This is a genomic window from Sphingomonas melonis (assembly GCF_013409985.1).
GTDB classification, from domain to species: domain Bacteria; phylum Pseudomonadota; class Alphaproteobacteria; order Sphingomonadales; family Sphingomonadaceae; genus Sphingomonas; species Sphingomonas melonis_A.
In genome coordinates this window covers 567415-585059 of the sequence record NZ_JACCBY010000003.1, presented here as the reverse complement: position 1 = coordinate 585059, position 17645 = coordinate 567415, and the positions used below count along the sequence as shown (strand labels likewise).

The window sequence follows — 17645 nt, the reverse complement described above, 5'->3', positions numbered from 1 at the left end:
CAAACTCTCAAGTTTATGTAACCACCCGGCGCCAGCGGAATAACCGACGTCAGGCAATCCATCTCAAGGACCCGCTCTGCACATTACTTCAGACCGCCACCAAGGTCGAAACCCAATGGCAGTCCATTACGTATGGATACGTGAAGGACATATAGAGCGAGCTATAGCTTTACCGACAATCCGACGCCTTGAAACGCCAGACGCCGGAGCCGCCGCCCACATGTCCCTTCATCTAACTAACAATGTCAAAGAGCCGACAAAAATACCGGCACAGCATCCCTACCCCTTTTTCTCAGGATAGTCAGCGCGCCAGATCTGTCGTGACTGCCTCAGCGACCAGTCGGCCACCGCTGCGGTGACACCCATCTAGGCGGGCCACCCAACACCGTCAACACCAAATTGCAGTTTTACGACATTTTTGCGGAGAATGGCGTTCAGCGCCCGTCTCCGGCGCTCTGATGGCGACGCGGGCCCCCCATCCTCCGGCCCGCGACAAATCGCGCGTCGCGCATTAGGAGCCGGGCATGGCTTCCCCTTATGATGCAATCATTCTTGGCGCCGGCGCTGCCGGATTGATGTGCGCCGCCGTCGCCGGACAGCGCGGTCGCCGCGTGCTGCTCGTCGATCATGCCGATGCGCCGGGCAAGAAGATCCTGATCTCCGGCGGGGGGCGGTGCAATTTCACCAACCTGCATACCGCGCCCGATCGCTACCTCTCCGCCAACCCGCATTTCGCCAAGTCGGCGCTCGGGCGCTATACCGCCGCCGACTTCGTGGCGCTGGTCGACCGTCACCGGATCGCATGGCACGAGAAGACGCTGGGACAATTGTTCTGCGACGGGTCGGCAAAGCAGATCGTCGCGATGCTGCGCGACGAATGCGAGGCCGGCCGGGTCGACATCGCCCTGTCCTCCCCCTTCGGCGAGATCGGCCATGACGGTTCGGCCTTTACCGTCGCCCTGCCCGGCCGCATCGTCAGCGCTCAGCGGCTGGTGATCGCCACCGGCGGCCCTTCGATTCCCAAGCTCGGCGCGACGGGCGTGGCTTATGATCTGGCGCGGCGATTCGGCCTCAAGGTCGTCGAGCCGCGACCGGCGCTGGTGCCGCTGACGCTTGGCGGGGACGAAGCCTTGTTCCGCGAATTGTCCGGCGTGGCGGCGGAGGTCGTCGCGACCGCGGGCAAGACGCGCTTTCGCGAGGCGGCGTTGTTCACGCATCGCGGCCTGTCGGGGCCGGCGATCCTGCAAGTATCGAGCTATTGGCGGCCCCGCGAGCCGATCGCGGTCGACTTCCTGCCCGATGCGGCGCGCGATTGGCTGATCGCGGCGAAGCGCGCGAACCCGCGCACCACGCTCAGGCGCGCGCTGGCCGCGACGCTGCCGGACCGGCTGGCGGAGGCCCTGGCGGAACGGCTGACGCTGCCGACGGAACTCGGCAACATCCCCGACCGGCGGCTCGACGAGGCGGCGCGACAGCTGTCGGGATGGCGGTTCATGCCCAATGGCAGCGAGGGATTCGCCAAGGCCGAGGTCACCGTCGGCGGGATCAGCACCGCCGACCTGTCCTCGCAAACACTGGAGGCACGGCGCGTGCCGGGGCTGCATGCGATCGGCGAGGCGGTCGACGTGACCGGCTGGCTCGGCGGCTACAATTTCCAATGGGCGTGGGCGAGCGGCTGGGCGGCGGCCCAGGCGCTCTGACGATCAATCCTGCGCGGCGGGGCCGTCGGTCGACACCGGGATCGCGTGCACGGCGCGATCCTGCGACGCGAGAAGATAATCGGCGGTGGTCAGGAAGGGCACCGGATTGACCGCATGGCCATCGATACGGACCTCGTAATGAAGGTGCGGGCCGGTCGAGCGCCCGGTCGACCCCATCAACGCGATCAACTGGCCGCGGGTGACGCGGGCGCCATCGGCGACGAGGATCTTCGACAGATGGCCGTAGCGCGTGGCGATGCCCTTGCCGTGGTTGATCTCGACCATATTGCCATAGCCGCCGAGGCGCGCGGCATGGTCGACGATGCCGTCCGCGGTGGCATAGATCGGCGTGCCGACCGGGCCGGGGATGTCGACGCCGGCGTGCATCGCCGCGGTGCCGCGGAACGGGTCGGAACGGATGCCGAAATTGCTGGTGAACTGGAGATGCTGGACCGGCTGGACCGAAGGGATGGCGATCGCGCCCTGCGGGCGGGTGTCGAGCTTCTTCCAGCTCTGGAACAAGGTGCGGAATTGCGCATCCGCCTTGAGGTCGGCCTGCGCCTCGGCGCTATTGGCATCGAGCATCGGGCCGCCCTCGGCCTTGGTCCCCTCGCCCTTCGTCCCGTCGCTCTTGATCGTCGTATGCGCGGTCGGCGTCGCGCCGGCGCGGGTCGCGTCCTGCGCCTGGGCTGCACCATAACCGAGGGTCATCGCACCCAGCGTGGCGACGATCGTGGCTTTACGGGCGAAAGTGCTCATCGGACCCCAATATGATGCGCCGCGTCCGTGGTCACGGACCCGACCGATTCCCTTCGTCTCGAAACCGCAGCCCCACCGCGTCCCTGACGGACAGTCTCTGCCGGCATTTGCCGCCCGACCACAATAGCTGCCGGCGGTTCGTCGCGATCAAGCGGCATCCGGCTGCGCCGAGTCGATGCGACACCATCACATCTGCGGGATTTCGCCGCTTCGAAGGGCGGGAATGGTGCCGGTTCGGCAGTGATCGCGCGGCTTGTCCGGGCTCGCCCGCCGCGGTCTGCGCGCGCCGTCCCGCGGGGGCATGACGCGGCCGCTCGGCCGGCCTATATCGTCCGCTTCATCAAATGGATGGCTTTCATGCTCGACTCCGCTTCCGCTCAGGTTCCCACGCTCAGCCTTGCCGATCAGGCGCATGATCCCGACGGCTTTGCCGCCGCGTTCGGAGAATCGTTCGAGCGGTTCGGCTTTGCGATCGTCGCGGACCATGGCGTGCCGCAGGATCTGATCGACCGCGCATGGCGCGACACCGAGGCCCTGTTCGCGCTGCCCGAGGCCGAGAAGCGGGACTATTTCGTCGCGGGCGGCGGTGGCGCGCGCGGCTATACGCCGTTCAAGACCGAGATCGCAAAGGACGCCAAGCACGTCGATCTCAAGGAGTTCTGGCACATTGGTCGCGAATTGCCCGAAGGCCATGCCAATGCCGATCGGATGGCGCCCAATATCTGGCCGGCAAGGCCGGAGGGGTTCAAGGACACGTTCCTCGAGCTGTTCACCGCCTTCGACCGCGCCGGCGACCGGTTGCTGTCGGCGATCGCTCGGCATCTCGGCCTCGCGCCCGACTGGTTCGATCCGGCGGTGAAGGACGGCAATTCAGTGCTGCGCCTGCTCCATTATCCACCGATCCCCGCCGATGCGGAGGGCGTCCGCGCCGGTGCGCATGAGGACATCAACCTCATCACGCTGCTGCTCGGCGCGGAGGAAGCGGGGCTGGAACTGCTCGACCGTGCCACCGGCCAGTGGCTGGCGATCAAGCCGCCCGAGGGCGCGATGGTGGTCAACGTCGGCGACATGCTGCAACGGCTGACCAACCATGTGCTGCCCTCGACCACGCATCGGGTCGTCAATCCGCCGGTCGAGCGGCGGGGTCATTCGCGCTATTCGATGCCCTTCTTCCTGCACCCGGCGCCGGATTTCCTGATCGCGACGCTGCCGCAGACGGTCAGCGCCGAAAACCCGAACCGCTATCCCGAGCCGATCACCGCGCACGATTACCTGCATCAGCGCCTGGTGGAGATCGGCCTGATCAAGGCTTAAGCACCGCGACGGTCAGATCCAAGCCGTCGCCACGCAGAATCCGCCATTTCCGGATCACGTCAAGACTTCTGAGGAACTGCCCCGTGCTCCTGCGAAAGCAGGATCACGGGGGTCACGAGCGCCTTAGACGTTGTTTTGTTTGGCCCTGGCCGGATCGCCATTCAGTTAAACGCCTCCCCCGCCGGAGAGGGCTATCGCCTATGGAGGTTCGTTTGGGCCGCCGCCCTCGAACCCCACCCCGTCACCCCGGACCTGTTCCGGGGTCCACTCTGCGGCTAGGAAAAAGGCTTGATGGGGCAGCGTTCTCATGTTGCCCGGTTGACCCCGGAACAAGTCCGGGGTGACGGATACCGGGGGGAAGCCGGTCAAACCTCATCACCGCAGACATTTGCGATAGCCCTCCCTAGCGGGAGGCGTTCTCTTCAAAGCTTGCATGTCGATACGGCCTGGGCTCCTGCTTTCGCAGGAGCATTGTTGCCTCACCGGCGATGACGACTTCGTTCGGCTCTCACCCGTCCAGATCTTCGGATTAGGTGCGGCAAGGAGGGCGAGAAACGTCTCCCTTTGGACGCATCGCTTTGTCGATCAATCGAAGCCACCCTCCAGATAGCGCGTCGCGACGGCGCAATGCATCGCGACGCCCTTCGCCATGACCGATTCCTCGATCGTCATCCGCGAGTTGTGCAGCGGCGGGTTGGTCGCCGGGTCGCTGCCCGCCGGGGCGACGCCGATGAAGGCGAACGCGCCGGGGAATTTGCGCAATACGTAGGAGAAATCCTCCGCGCCCATCATCGGCTGCGGCATCGGCGCAAACGGCTGGCCGAGGTCACCGGCGACCTGCTCGACCAGCGCCGCGCCACGGGAATCGTTGACCGTCACCGGATAGCCCTCGTCGATCCAGGCCTCGGCCGTCGCGCCATGCGCCGTGGCGATATGCTCGGCGATCCGGGTGATCGCGGCGCGCATCGTCGTCCGCGTCGCCTCCGACAGCGTCCGCAGCGTGCCGAGCATGCGCACCTCGCCGGGAATGATGTTGTGCGCCGATCCCGCCTCGATCTTGGTGATCGACAGCACCGCGGGGTCGGTCACCGCAATGGCGCGGGCGACATAGGTCTGGAAGGCGGTGACGATCTCGCAGGCGACCGGCACCGGATCGATACAATCGTGCGGCATCGCCGCATGGCCGCCGGCGCCGCGCACGACGACATGCACCGTATCCGCCGAGGCCATGATCGATCCGGCGCGGGTGATGACCACGCCGGCCGGCGCGTTGGGCGTGATGTGCAACGCGAAGGCCGCGTCGGGCGCGACGACGTCGAGCAGGCCGTCCTCGATCATGAAGCGCGCGCCGTGATGGCCTTCCTCGCCGGGCTGGAACATGAAGACGACCGTGCCGGGCAGTTGGTCCCGCCGCGCCGACAGCGCGCGGGCGGCGCCGACCAGCATCGCGGTATGCGAATCATGGCCGCAGGCGTGCATGCGGCCCGGGATGGTGCTGGCGAACGGGAGCCCGGTTTCCTCCTCCATCGCCAGCGCATCCATGTCGCCGCGCAGCAGCACGGTGCGACCGTTGTCGCCCTTCTGCCCGCGCAGGATCGCGATCAGGCCGCTGGTCGAGGGGCCTTCGTGATAGTCGAGCGGCAGGCCGGCGAGCGCCGCCTTGATCTTGTCGGTGGTGCGGCGGCAGTCGAGGCCGATCTCCGGCTCGGCATGGATCGCGCGGCGCAGCGTGACGATGTCGTCGAGTTCGGCTTCGCCGGCTGCGACCCAGTCGCTGCTATGGTCGTCGAGGGACATGATGAGGGCTCCGTTTCCGGTACAGTCTGGGCCGGTGCAGGGGCGTTGTCGAGGTTTGGGTGTGCTCCACCTGACCCGTCGTTCCCGCGCGGGCGGGGATTGATGGACACGACCGCAGCGATGGCGCCGCAAGGTCTGCGCTTATGAATCCCCGCCTGCGCGGGGATGACGATTTGGGGGGCGCGCCGGGCATCCCCCTTCGTCATGCCGGCGGAGGCCGGAACCCATTGGTGTGAAGCGCCGATGATGCGCGCAGCCGTGGTTGCACCGTGACCATGGGTCCCGGCTTTCGCCGGAATGACGATCAGGGGTGAGACGATGAGGTCCCCGCCCTCACCGCCGCATCAGATTGCCCAGCACGCTGCGCAGTACCGTGCCCATCAGGCCGCCGCTCGCCGACGAGCGCCGGGAGCCCGAACCGAACACCTGCTTGCCGATCTCGTTGGCCACCTGTCGGCCGATCGACGCGCTCGCCGCGCGGGTGGCGGAGGTCATCGCCTTCGCCCAGGGCGAATTCGCCGCCTCACGCGCGGCGGCGGCCTCCGCCTTGGCCTGTGCCGCCTGCGCGCGTGCCGCCTCCTTGGCGGCTTGCGCATCGGCCTTGGCCTGGACCGCCGCCGCCTTGGTGGCGTCGTCCTGCGCCCGCGCCGCGGCGGCGGCAGCCGCGGCCTCCTGCGTTTTGGCGGCGAGAATCTCCTCCGCCGATTCGCGGTCGACCGCGGTGTCGTATTTATCGCCGATCGCGTCGGTTTCGATCATCGCGGCGCGCTCCTGGGGCGTCACCGGGCCGACGCGGCTGGCCGGCGGCTTGATCAGCGTCCGCTCCACCGGCGCGGGCGAGCCGTCCGCCTGCAACAGCGACACCAGCGCCTCGCCGACCTTGAGCTCGGTGATCGCGGTGGCAACGTCGACGCCGGGATTGGCGCGGAACGTCTCGGCAGCGGCACGCACCGCCGCCTGGTCGCGCGGCGTGAAGGCGCGCAGCGCATGCTGCACGCGATTGCCGAGCTGGCCGGCGACGGCATCGGGAATATCGATCGGGTTCTGGGTAATGAAATAGATGCCCACCCCCTTCGACCGGATCAGCCGCACCACCTGCTCGATCTTGTCGAGCAGCGCCTTGGGCGCGTCATCGAACAGCAGATGCGCCTCGTCGAAGAAGAACACGAGCTTCGGCTTGTCGGGATCGCCGACCTCCGGGAGATGCTCGAACAATTCGCTCATCAACCACAGCAGGAAGGTGCTGTAGAGCTTGGGCGCCGCCATCAGTTTGTCGGCGGCGAGGATGTTGACGATCCCCCTGCCCTTGTCGTCGGTCCGGATGAAGTCGTCCATCTCCAGCGCCGGTTCGCCGAAGAAATGGTCGCCGCCCTGCGTGCGCAACTGAAGCAGCGCGCGCTGGATCGCGCCGATCGATTGCTTCGAGACGTTGCCGTAGGTGGTGGTGAGTTCGTCGGCGCGGTTCGCGCAATCCGCCAGCATCGCCTGGAGATCGTCGAGGTCGAGGAGCAGCAGCCCTTCCTTGTCGGCGACGTGGAAGGCGATCGTCATCACGCCCTCCTGCACCGCGTTGAGGTCCATCAGGCGCGAGAGCAGCAGCGGCCCCATCTCACTTACCGTCGTCCGGATCGGATGACCCTGCTCGCCATACAGGTCCCAGAATTGCACCGGCGTATCGGCATAGGCCCAGTCGGTCTCGCCGATCTCGGCGGCGCGCGCGGCGAAGGCGGCGTGCGTCTTCGCCTGCGGCGATCCTGCAATGGCGAGGCCCGACAAATCGCCCTTCACGTCGGCGACGAAGCTTGGCACGCCGACCTTGGAGAAGCCCTCGATGATCCCCTGCAACGTCACCGTCTTGCCGGTGCCGGTCGCGCCGGCGATCAGGCCGTGGCGGTTGGCACGCCGCAGGTCGAGCAGTTGCGGCTTGCCGCCGCCCAGTCCGATGAAGATGCCGTCGCTCATGTCCGCTCCTGTCGTCTGCGCGGCAGACCTACTCCGGCGCATCGGCAAAAGGAAAGGGCCGCCGCTCGGCTGAGCGACGGCCCCATGTCTCGGTCATCCCGGCGGCAGGGCCCCCGGCGAAACGCCGGTGACCTGCACGCCAGCATGCGCAACGGGTTACTTGATCTTCACCGCGATGAAGCCCGGCACACGACCGCGCTGGATCAGCAGCAGCACCTGCGGACGGCCCGCCGCCTTCGCCTGCGCGACGATCCGCGCGACATCCGCGGAGGTGCGCACCGGAACGCTGTTGACCGCCTGGATCACATCGCCGCGCTTCAGCTTGCCCGCCGCATCGCTGCTCGAATCGACCGCCGCAACCACCACGCCCTGCACGGTGGGATCGACGCCCACCGCACGGGCGATGCCCGGCGTCAGCGGCTGGACGGCGATGCCGAGCGGCGCCGAGCTGCCCTGCGTCGTGCCCGCGCCGGTGCCGCTGTCGTCGTCGCTGCCATCCCCCTGCGGGTCGTTGGGGCCGAACCCGCCCGAATCCTCGCCGCCGTTCGCCAGCGCCTTGATCTGGTCGTTCGACGGCCGGGTCGCGACCTGGATGTTGACCGTCGTCGGCTGGCCGGCGCGCAGCACCTCGAACCGCGCGGTCGTGCCCGGCTGGAGGTTCGAGACGAGACGGGTCAGCGTCTGGTCCGGCGTCACCTGCTGGCCGTTGATCTTGGTGACGACGTCGCCGGCGCGCAGGCCGCCCTTCGCCGCCGGGCCATTCGGCTCGACCTTGGCGATCAGCTCGCCCTGGTTCTTGGGGATACCGAGCGCTGCGGCGGCATCGTCATTGACCGCGCCACCGATGGTCACGCCGATATAGCCGCGGGTGATCTTGCCACCCTTCATGAACGTCTCGATGATCGGCTTGGCGGTCGCCGCGGGAATGGCGAAGCCGATGCCGATATTGCCGCCCGACTGGCTGAAGATCTGCGAATTGACGCCGATCACATTGCCGTTGAGGTCGAACATCGGGCCCCCCGAATTGCCCTGATTGATCGAGGCGTCGGTCTGGATGAACTGGTCATAGGCGCCGCCCTGACCGGTGACGCGGTTGATCGCCGAGATGATGCCCGCGGTCACCGTGCCGCCGAGGCCGAAGGGCTCGCCGATCGCCAGTACCCAGTCGCCGACACGCGCGCGGCTCGAATCGCCCCACTTCACGAACGGCAGGCCGGCGGCGTCGATCTTGAGCAGCGCCAGGTCCGAATCCTGATCCTTGCCGATGACCCGCGCGGTATATTCCTTGTTGTTGCTCAGCGTGACGGTGATCGAATTGACCGTCGCCCCCTCCGCACCCGGCGCGATGACGTGGTTGTTGGTCACGACATAGCCGTCCGGCGAGATGAGGAAGCCCGAGCCGAGCGACGCGCCCTCGCGCTTCACCGGTGCGCCGCCCTGACCGCCGCCCATGCCGCCGAACAGATCGCCGAACGGCGTGCCCGAGAACGGGTTGGCCGGCTGGCGCTGGACGATCGTCTGCTTGGTCGAGATGTTGACGACCGCCGGCTGCAGCTTGGCGACCATGTCGGCGAAGCTCATCGGCGCGCCGGCCTTGGGCGCGGCGGCCTGGATCGCGCCGGGCTCGTTCTGGGCCTGTTGCGCGGTGCTCGGCTGCAGCGCCAGCGTGGCGGTCGCGCCGCCGAGGAGAAGCGCACTGGTAATGGCGTAGGCGTAGCGCACTAGGAGAAAATCCTCTTCTGGATGGGCGTTCAGATTTGGTGCCTTAGTGGACCCAAACGCCTGAACGCCGCTTGAATGTTCATACGCCCGAAAGTTGGGGTGCAATCCCTGGGGATCAACGCCCCCGCCCTTCGAACTCGCGCAAGTAACTGTTTCCAGGCGACAAGATGATGGAGGTCGATCCCGTCGGCGCCGCGCCGCCGTCCGCGCCGAAGGTATGCCGATACGACTGCATCGCCCGATAGAAGTCGTAGAAATCAGCATCCTTGGTGAAGCTTTGCGCATAGATCCGCGCGGCGGCGGCATCGGCCTCGCCACGGATGATCTGCGCTTCCTTCTGGCCCTGCGCGCGGATCGTCGTCGCCTGTTGCTGGCGTGCCGTCGCCATCCGCGCGAGCGCGCGGTCGAGCGGGCTGCCGTCGGGCAGGTCGGCGTGCTTGATCCGCACGTCGACGATCTGCACGCCATATTGGCTGGCGAGCCGCTGCATGCGGATCTGGATATTGTCCATCACCTGGTCACGCTCGGGGCTCAGCAGCGTCGCGAACGGCTGGTTGCCGAGCTCGTTGCGGATCGAGCTGCCGAGCAGCGGGCGCAGCGCCTCGGTGATCGCCGCCTCGGTCTGCGAGGTGCTGCCGGTCGCATTTACCGCCTTCAGCGGATCGACGATGCGGAACCGTGCATAGGCATCGACCTCGAGCCGCAGCTGGTCGGACGAGAGCACCTGCTGGTTGTCGTAATCGACATCGAGCACACGCTTGTTGAGCCAGACCAGCCGATCGATGAACGGAATGCGCAGGATCGGACCGGCACCGGTGCGGCCGAACTGCTCGTTTGCCTTCCATGCGTTGACTGTGCGTACCGGCTGTTCGAAGCGCAGGATCACCGCCTGCTGCGTCTCCGGAACGATCGTGATCGTCGCGGAGAGCAGGATGACGAGGATCAGCGCCGCGAGACCGAGCGCGATGGGGTGACGCCAGAGGCCGTTCACTGGCCGCCTCCCGTCGCCGGGGCAGGCTGGGCCTGGGCCTGGGCCGGAGCGGCATCGGGCAGTCGCCGTGGGCGGTCGAGCGGCAGATAGGGCACGACGCCATTGGCTTCGACGATCGTCTTGTCGGACTTGGCCAGCACGGCCTCCATGGTCTCGTAATACATGCGGCGGCGCGTCACCTCGGGGGCGAGGCGATACTGTTCGTACACCTTGTCGAACTGCGATGCTTCGCCTTCGGCGCGGGCGACGACCTGCTTGGCGTAGGATTGCGCCTGATTGCGCGCGCCCTGCGCGTCCTGCTGCGCGGCGGTGACGTCCTTGAACGCGTCGTTGACGCGCGCGGGCGGGTCGGCCTGCTTGATGCCGACGCCGACGACGACGATCCCCGACTTATAATCGTCGAGCACCTTCTGCATCCGCTCCTGCACCTGGTTCTCGATTAGCGCGCGGCCCGGCCCGAGTGCCGAGTCGAGGCTGACGTTGGCCACGACCTCGCGCATCGCGCTTTCCGCGGTGGCGCGGACGGTGTCGCGCGGCCGGTCGATCTGGAACACGTAATTCTGCGGGCTCGAGATCTTCCAGCGTACCGCATAGGCCAGATCGATGATGTTCTGGTCGCGAGTCAGCATCAGGTTCTCGGTGCCGCTCTCCGGAAAATTCTCGATCCGGATGTTCTGCACGTCAACCTTGACGACGCGCGCGATCGGTGCCGGCATCGTCATCGCGATACCGGGATCGAGCGTGCCGGAATAGCGGCCCAGATAGGTCACGACGCCGCGCTCCTGCGGCGCGATCGGATGGATCGAGGTGTAGAGGACCCATACCAGCAGGATGATCCCGGCCCCGATCAGCCACAGCGCCCGCGCGTTGGGCGCACCGGGCAGGCCGCCGAGCCCGCCGCCGTTGCCGCCCCCGCCGCCGCCCCGCGCCTTGCGCAGGAACTCGTCGAGCGCGGTCTGCTTGGCGCCGGTCTTGCGCGCGCCGGGCGGCAGCGACCAGGGATTGCGCGGACCGCCGCCGGAGCCACCGTTGGCGTCGTCGCCCTGGCCCCAGGGGCCCCTGGGCGTTTCATTGGCGAGTATGGGAGGGCGCGATCGGCGACCCGGCAGGATATTCATGCCTATCCTTATAAGAAGGCGGACGCGGAAAAACAGTGGCAAGCCGTCGGCGTAGCCCTATCTGGTGCCGCATGACACAAGACGTAACGATTGCCGCGATCCGCGCCGCCGCGGGCGAGCGGGCGACGGTCCGCTTCGAAGGCACGCGGGCGGGCATCGTCCTCGATGCGACCGGCCTCGGCGGCGCCGAGCGCGATGCGCTCGAAGCGGCGGTACGCGCCGCCGCCACCGCCGCCTGGTCCGGCGAAGTCCGGCTGGTCGTCACCGCCGAGCGCGTCACGCGACGGCTGCTCGCGGTGGCGAGCGGCAAGGGCGGCGTCGGCAAGTCGACGCTCGCCGCCAATCTCGCCATCGCGCTGAAGGCGCGCGGGCGGCGCGTCGGCCTCGTCGACGCCGACATCTATGGCCCGTCGCAGCCGCGGCTGATGGCGGCGGAAGACCAGCGGCCGACCGCCAAGGACAAGGTGCTCGACCCCGTTCCCACGCCATACGGCGTGCCGATGCTGTCGATGGGCCAGCTCATCCAGCCGGGCAAGGCGATCGCCTGGCGCGGTCCGATGGCGGCCGGGGCCCTGACCCAGCTGGTCGACGCCGATTGGGGCGCGACCGACACGCTGGTGCTCGACCTGCCGCCCGGCACCGGGGACGTGCAGTTGACCATGGTCCAGAAGCACAAGCCGGCGGGCGCGATCATCGTATCGACGCCCCAGGATCTGGCGTTGATCGACGCGACGCGCGCGATCGACCTGTTCGACAAGGCGGGCATCCCGATCATCGGCATCGTCGAGAATATGGCCGGCTATATCTGTCCGCATTGCGGCGAGCTGTCGGATCCGTTCGGCAACGGTGGCGCGCAGGCGACCGCGGAACGGCTCGGCCTGCCCTTCCTCGGCCGGGTGCCGCTGGCGATCGGCATCCGCACCGCCTCCGACGCGGGCCAGCCGCCGGCGGCGGGGAACGGCGCCGATGCGACCGCGTTCCATGCGATAGCGGGCCAGGTCGACGACTGGCTGCGCAGCCACTGAGGAGACCGCCCGTGCCGCTGACCGACGATGCCGCGATCAAGGCGCTGCTGGAAGGCGCACGGACGATCGCCATGGTCGGCGCGTCCGACCGCCCCGACCGCCCGTCCTATGGCGTGATGGCGATGCTCCAGCGCCACGGCTATCGTGTCATCCCGGTCAATCCGCAGATCACCGGCGAGCATGTCCATGGCGAGTTCGTCTTCCGCGACCTTCACCAGCTCGGCGACCCCATCGACATCGTCGACATCTTCCGTCGCCCGGACGCGGCGGGCGAAGCAGTCGACGAGGCGATCGCAATCGGCGCGAAAGCGGTGTGGCTGCAATTGGGCGTGGTCAACGCGGCCGCCGCCGCGCGGGCGGAAGCCGCCGGCTTGCAGGTCGTCATGGACCGCTGCCCGGCGATCGAGATTCCGCGGCTGGGGGTCGCCCCGATCGAGGCTTGATATCGGACGCGGCTTGACGGAGACTGATGCGTCCGAGGCCATCGGGAAGACGCATCCCATGTTCGCGCTGCTGTTGCTGTCCGCCGCCCCGATCGAAGATGCCGCGACGTTGATCGCGCGCTCCTCCACCGTGATCGCCGGAGAGCGCTGCGCGCCCGATCCCGACAGGACCGATATCACGGTGTGCGGCCGACGCCGCGCCGACCGGTTCCGCGTGCCGTTCGTGGTCCATGATCCCGGCGACCCCAGATATCAGCCGGTGATCGTCGAGCGCGACCGCCTGCTCAACCGCACCAATCCGGTTAGGGAATTGAGTCCCTTCCTCGTCGGCGGAGGCATGGCCGGGGCCACGATGAGCACGCGCAACGGCCTGACCGGGGCCACCAATCGCCCGCTCGCGCCATGATCTGGCTGGCGATCGCCTTGCAGGCCGCGGTGCCGGCCACGAGCAGTCCGGCACCGGAACAGCCGCAGCGCTGGTCGATCCTCACGCCGCAGCCCTGCGCGCCGACGGACCGACCACATGACGACAAAAGCGACATCGTCGTCTGCGCCGACGGCAAGACCTCGCAATCGCTGCCCTTGCCCGACGAGGCGGGGCCGCCACCGGGCCGCGGCGCCAATCGCGATCTCTCTTCCAAGACGGCACTGGCGCTGGAGGCGCCGCCCTGTGCAGCGACGCAGGCGGGGTGCACCGTCGGCTTCGGCCCGCCAATCGCCCCCATCGTCGGCGCGCTCGCCAAGGTGGCGAAATCGGCCTTCGCCAAGAAACCCGACAAGCGCGGCCGCGTGCCGATCGACCTCGGCACGCCATAATTCTTCCCGCCCGGGCGAGACGATCGCATATTCAAGCCCACCCCGTCACCCCGGACTTGTTCCGGGGTCCACTCCGCGGCGAGGAGAAGGGCTTGATTCGAAACCTTTCTCTTGCGGCCAAGTGGACCCCGGAACGAGTCCGGGGTGACGAACCTGATGAGGACGCCGATCGAACCTCACCACCTCAGCCATAGGCGATAGCCCTCCCGCCGGCCGGGCCGAATTCGCCTCACCCCAGGATGGGCATCCACAGCGGCAGGCCGGACAGGCTCTGCGATCCGCGCAACTTCTCCAGCGCGTGGACGACCGCGCGTTCCGGCCCTTCGTGGGTGACGATGGCGACGATCGCGCTGCCGTCCGCCGCGACTCCGCGCTGGATCAGGCTCTCGATCGACACGCCCGCGTCGCGCATCGCCGCTGCGATCTCGGCCAGCACGCCGACGCGATCAGGGACGGTGAAGCGCAGATAGGCGCGGGCCCTCCGTTCGCCGGTGTCGGCGGCGCGTTCGGCGGTCAGCGCCGCCGCCGGCATCGCATAGGGCGAGCCATATTCACCGCGCGCGATGTCGATCAGGTCGGCGACCACCGCGCTCGCAGTCGGCCCCTCGCCGGCGCCGGCGCCCTGGAAGAACAGCCGGCCGACGTAATTGCCCTCCGCCACCACCGCGTTGAGCGAGCCGGTGACATGCGCGAGGGGATGATCGACCGGTACGAGATGCGGATGGACCCGCTGGAACAGGCCATGTGCATCGGCCTCGGCAACCCCGACCAGCCGCACACGATAGCCGAGCGCCGCCGCCTCGGCGATGTCGGCGGCGATGACGTGGCGCACGCCGGTGGCGGAGACGTCACCGAACGCCGGCCGCGTGCCGAAGGCGAGGCTGGCGAGGATCGACAATTTGTGCGCCGCATCGACGCCGTCGATGTCGAAGCTGGGGTCCGATTCGGCATAGCCGAGCGCCTGCGCCTCGGCGAGCACCTCAGCAAAGTCGCGGCCTTCGGCTTCCATCTTCGACAGGATGAAATTGCAGGTGCCGTTGAGGATGCCGTAGACGCGGCTGATCCGGTTGGCGGCGGCGCCTTCGCGCAGCCCCTTGATGACCGGCACGCCGCCCGCCACCGCCGCCTCGAACTTGAGCGGCACCGCGGCGGTTTCCGCAGCCTGTGCGAGTTCGAGGCCGTGGTGGGCGATCATCGCCTTGTTGGCGGTGACGAACCCCTTGCCCGCCGCGATCGTCTGCCGCGCCAGCGTCAGCGCCGGCCCGTCCGAGCCGCCGATCAGCTCGACGACGACGTCGGCCTCGGCGTGGCCGGCGAGATCGCGCATGTCGTCGATCCAGGCGAAGCGGGTCAGATCGATGCCGCGATCCTTGTTGCGATCCCGCGCGGAAATCGCGACGACCTCGATCGGCCGGCCGGCGCGGCGGGTGATCAGATCGCGGTTGGCATCGAGCAGGCGGACGACGCCGCCGCCCACGGTTCCGAGCCCGGCAAGGGCGACGCGCAAGGGTGTGTTGCTTTCCATGGCCGCCGCCTAGCGGAAAGGCGCGTTGCCTGTCCATCCGGCGCAGCTTTATGTCGCGCCGATCGTCACCATTGCCCCATCGTATCGCCCCGTGCCACAACCCGTGCCAATTCCATTCAGCCTGCGAGCGCTTTTCCCATAATGGCCACTGCCCCCAGCCCCATCGCGCGGCCCGTCGCCGAGCTGACCGTCCGCGGTATCCTGCTCGGCGGGGTCATCACCCTGCTGTTCACCGCGGCCAACGTCTATCTCGGTCTGAAGGTCGGGCTGACCTTCGCCACCTCGATCCCGGCGGCGGTCATCTCGATGGCGATCCTGCGCTATCTGCCCGGCGCGACGATCCTCGAGAACAATATCGTGCAGACCGTCGCCTCGGCGGCGGGGACGCTGGCGGCGATCATCTTCGTGCTGCCCGGCCTGGTCATGATCGGCTGGTGGCAGGGCTTTCCCTATCTGCTTACCGCCGGGATCACGATGACCGGCGGCATCCTCGGCGTGATGTTCTCGGTGCCGCTGCGCCGCGCGCTCGTCGTCGATACCGATCTGCCTTATCCCGAAGGCCGCGCTGCCGCCGAGGTGCTGATGGTCGGCGCCGGCAGCCGCGCCGGTGAGGCGGAGAGCGCGCGCGGCCTCAAGGTCATCGTCGTCAACGCCCTCGCCTCCGCCGGCTTCGCGCTGCTCACCCAGACCAAGCTCGTCGCCAGCGAGGCGGCGCACTTCTTCCGCGTCGGCGCCGGCACCACCGGCATTGCCGGCGGCCTGTCGTTCGCGCTCATCGGCGCCGGGCATCTCGTCGGCCTGTCGGTCGGGCTGGCGATGTTCGCGGGCGTCGTCATCGGCTGGTGGATCGCCCTGCCGATCCTGACCGGCCTGTCGCCGGCGGCGGTGGGCGTCGGCCTCGAAGACTGGGCGGGCGGCGTGTTCCGCACCGATGTCCGCTTCCTCGGCGCCGGCGTGATCGGCGTCGCCGCGATCTGGACGCTGCTGCGCATCATCGGACCGGTACTCTCCGGCATCCGCTCGTCGATCGCGGCGAGCAAGGCCAAGCGCGGCGGCGCGGTGCTCGAACTGGGCGAGCGCGACCTGTCGATCGGCATCGTCGTCGCCGTCATCCTTGCGACGCTGATCCCGATTGCCGGCCTGCTGTGGTCGGTCATCGTCGGCGGCCCGCTGGAAGGATCGGCGCTGGTGCTGATCGCCGGCGCCCTGGTGTTCGTGCTGGTGCTCGGCCTCGTGATCGCCGCGGTCTGCGGCTATATGGCGGGCCTGATCGGCGCGTCGAACAGCCCGGTGTCGGGCATCGGCATCCTGTCGGTGATCGCCGCCAGCCTGATGCTCGTCGGGCTGTTCGGGCGCGGGGCGGGGCCGGACACGACGCAGGCGCTGGTCGCCTATGCGCTGATCGTCACCGGCATCGTCTTCGGCGTCGCCACCATCTCGAACGACAATCTCCAGGATCTCAAGACCGGCCAGCTCGTCGGCGCGACGCCGTGGAAGCAGCAGGTCGCGCTCATCTTCGGCGTGATCTTCGGCAGCCTCGTGGTGCCGCCGGTGCTCGAACTGCTCGCGACGACGTTGGGCTTCCAGGGCGCGCCGGGCGCCGGTCCCAATGCGCTCGCCGCCCCGCAGGCGGCGCTGATCTCGGCGCTGGCCAAGGGCGTGCTGGGCGGCGACCTCAACTGGACGATGATCGGCTATGGCGCGCTTATCGGCGTCGGCGTGATCCTGCTCGACGAGACGCTCGGTCGCCTCGGCAAGCTGCGCCTGCCGCCGCTCGGCATCGGCCTTGGCGTCTACCTGCCGATGGCGGTGACGCTGCCGCTGGTGCTGGGCGCGGTGATCGGGGCGATCTACGACCGCTGGGCGGAGCGTACCGCCGATGTCGAGCTTGCCAAGCGGATGGGCGTGCTCACCGCAACCGGCATGATCGTCGGCGAAAGCCTGTGGGGCGTCGCCTTCGCGGTCCTGGTCTACCTCGGCAATTCCGACGCCCCATTGGCGATCGCACCGGGCGGCTTCGCGCCGATCGCGCTGATCGGTGGGACGCTGGCGTTCCTCGCGCTCCTCGCCGGCCTGTACCGCTTCACGCAGCGGTCGGTCGCGCCGCGGTAAGCGCCCGCCAAATGCGGCCAACCGTTTAACCGGTGCGGAACGCGCGGCGGGATCGGCCGTTTGACATGCAGAACCCGGTGATCACCCTGCCATCCCCCCCGGCCGGTGATTGCCGGGTTTTCAGTAAGCGTATCATGGGGTTCGTCGTGACATCGTCAGCACAAGAGCAGCGCGACCGATTGGCGAGGGTGAGCGAGGCATTGCAGTCCAGCGTCACCGTGCCGACCGACACATTCATCACCGACGACATTCCGCTGCTGCTGACCAAGCTGTCGCGGATCCCGGCCAAGCCGGACGACAAGCGCGGCAACGGCGCCGGCTGATACGCCCCCCGGTCGCGATCATCCCCGCACCGACGGGG

Annotated in this window: 14 protein-coding genes and 1 pseudogene; 8 read left to right on the top strand and 7 right to left on the bottom strand. The window is 68.2% G+C overall.

Annotated elements, in window-relative coordinates; all coding sequences use genetic code 11:
* The first annotated feature begins 524 nt into the window (after positions 1-524).
* Entirely contained in the window at positions 525-1700 is a 1176-nt protein-coding gene (locus HD841_RS13545) for an NAD(P)/FAD-dependent oxidoreductase (RefSeq protein WP_179509372.1), read from the top strand.
* A 3-nt stretch (positions 1701-1703) separates the two neighbouring features.
* Here the strand turns inward: HD841_RS13545 and HD841_RS13540 are convergent.
* Positions 1704-2300: pseudogene (locus HD841_RS13540) on the bottom strand (M23 family metallopeptidase); the annotation flags it as partial.
* A 516-nt stretch (positions 2301-2816) separates the two neighbouring features.
* On the opposite strand from HD841_RS13540, the gene HD841_RS13535 reads away from it, so the two are divergent.
* A complete protein-coding gene (locus HD841_RS13535) occupies positions 2817-3773 on the top strand; it encodes an isopenicillin N synthase family dioxygenase (protein ID WP_179509371.1) in 957 nt (318 codons plus the stop codon).
* 585 nt (positions 3774-4358) lie between these two features.
* Here HD841_RS13535 and HD841_RS13530 read toward each other — a convergent pair.
* From HD841_RS13530 to hflK, 5 genes are all read right to left on the bottom strand, one after another.
* On the bottom strand, positions 4359-5570 hold the full coding sequence (locus HD841_RS13530) for a M20 metallopeptidase family protein (protein WP_179509370.1): 1212 nt from the start codon (positions 5568-5570) through the stop codon (positions 4359-4361).
* A gap of 333 nt (positions 5571-5903) precedes the next feature.
* Positions 5904-7532 (bottom strand): helicase HerA-like domain-containing protein, encoded by a 1629-nt coding sequence (locus tag HD841_RS13525; RefSeq protein ID WP_179509369.1) that lies wholly within the window; start codon positions 7530-7532, stop codon positions 5904-5906.
* Positions 7533-7688: 156 nt separating this feature from the next.
* A complete protein-coding gene (locus HD841_RS13520; protein ID WP_179509368.1) occupies positions 7689-9254 on the bottom strand; it encodes a Do family serine endopeptidase in 1566 nt (521 codons plus the stop codon).
* 115 nt (positions 9255-9369) lie between these two features.
* On the bottom strand, positions 9370-10245 hold the full coding sequence (hflC, locus tag HD841_RS13515) for a protease modulator HflC (RefSeq protein WP_179509367.1): 876 nt from the start codon (positions 10243-10245) through the stop codon (positions 9370-9372).
* Positions 10242-11363, bottom strand: coding sequence for an FtsH protease activity modulator HflK (gene hflK / locus HD841_RS13510; RefSeq protein WP_179509366.1), 1122 nt, complete (start codon positions 11361-11363; stop codon positions 10242-10244). The genes hflC and hflK overlap by 4 nt, the downstream gene beginning before the upstream one ends.
* 71 nt (positions 11364-11434) lie before the next feature.
* On the opposite strand from hflK, the gene HD841_RS13505 reads away from it, so the two are divergent.
* Genes HD841_RS13505 through HD841_RS13490 form a run of 4 tightly spaced genes read left to right on the top strand, consistent with a single transcriptional unit; the run spans position 11435 to position 13647 of the window.
* Positions 11435-12388, top strand: coding sequence for an Mrp/NBP35 family ATP-binding protein (locus HD841_RS13505; protein ID WP_179509365.1), 954 nt, complete (start codon positions 11435-11437; stop codon positions 12386-12388).
* 11 nt (positions 12389-12399) lie between these two features.
* Positions 12400-12831: a CoA-binding protein gene (locus HD841_RS13500; RefSeq protein WP_179509364.1), complete on the top strand. Its 432-nt coding sequence runs from the start codon at positions 12400-12402 to the stop codon at positions 12829-12831.
* 58 nt (positions 12832-12889) lie between these two features.
* Entirely contained in the window at positions 12890-13237 is a 348-nt protein-coding gene (locus tag HD841_RS13495) for a hypothetical protein (RefSeq protein ID WP_179509363.1), read from the top strand.
* Positions 13234-13647 (top strand): hypothetical protein, encoded by a 414-nt coding sequence (locus tag HD841_RS13490; protein WP_179509362.1) that lies wholly within the window; start codon positions 13234-13236, stop codon positions 13645-13647. The genes HD841_RS13495 and HD841_RS13490 overlap by 4 nt, the downstream gene beginning before the upstream one ends.
* A gap of 229 nt (positions 13648-13876) precedes the next feature.
* Here HD841_RS13490 and HD841_RS13485 read toward each other — a convergent pair whose 3' ends face one another.
* Positions 13877-15172: a homoserine dehydrogenase gene (locus HD841_RS13485; protein ID WP_179509361.1), complete on the bottom strand. Its 1296-nt coding sequence runs from the start codon at positions 15170-15172 to the stop codon at positions 13877-13879.
* Positions 15173-15313: 141 nt separating this feature from the next.
* Between HD841_RS13485 and HD841_RS13480 the strand changes: the two genes are divergently transcribed.
* Together HD841_RS13480 and HD841_RS13475 are read left to right on the top strand one after the other, a co-directional pair.
* On the top strand, positions 15314-17284 hold the full coding sequence (locus HD841_RS13480) for an OPT family oligopeptide transporter (protein ID WP_179509360.1): 1971 nt from the start codon (positions 15314-15316) through the stop codon (positions 17282-17284).
* 65 nt (positions 17285-17349) lie between these two features.
* Positions 17350-17607 (top strand): hypothetical protein, encoded by a 258-nt coding sequence (locus HD841_RS13475; RefSeq protein WP_179508884.1) that lies wholly within the window; start codon positions 17350-17352, stop codon positions 17605-17607.
* Positions 17608-17645 lie beyond the last annotated feature (38 nt).